General features: G+C 40.9%; 1 protein-coding gene. It reads left to right on the top strand.

From position 1 onward, the window contains the following. The coding region (locus tag VE26_RS17860; RefSeq protein ID WP_200897191.1) for a hypothetical protein at window positions 1-244 on the top strand (244 nt) is incomplete at its 5' end. Window positions 245-433 lie beyond the last annotated feature (189 nt).

Below are 433 nucleotides of genomic sequence, written 5' to 3'. Positions count from 1 at the left end.
GAAAGAGAAAGAAAGAAGAAAAAGAGAAAGAAAGAGAGAAAAAAAGAGAAGAAGAGAAAGAAAAGAAAGAAAGAAGAAAAGAAGAAAAAGAAAAAGAGAGAGAAGAAAGGAAAAGGGGAAAAAAGAGAAAAAAAAAAGGAGGAAGGAAGGAAGAGGAAGAAGAGAAAAAGAGAAAGACGAAGACGAGAACGGGGTGAAAGGTAGAGGGGAGAAAAGGCACAGAAGGAAAGAAGAAACAAGGTAGCGAGGTGAAAAGAGAGAAATAAGAAACGGGAAGAGAAAGAGAAGAAGAAAAAAAGGCATGCGATTTGGGAGATGGAAAATTAAATGGATGGTAGCTGGGGGGCGTGAAGAGGTAAAGGAAGAGAAGGAGGGACGGAGAGGAAGATGGGTATAAGGGACAGGCGGACGTAACATGCGCGAAGAGAAAGAG

This window comes from Devosia chinhatensis (assembly GCF_000969445.1).
Classification (GTDB): domain Bacteria; phylum Pseudomonadota; class Alphaproteobacteria; order Rhizobiales; family Devosiaceae; genus Devosia; species Devosia chinhatensis.
The sequence above is the reverse complement of the archived record's forward strand: the minus strand, read 5'-3'. Positions and strand labels throughout refer to the sequence as shown.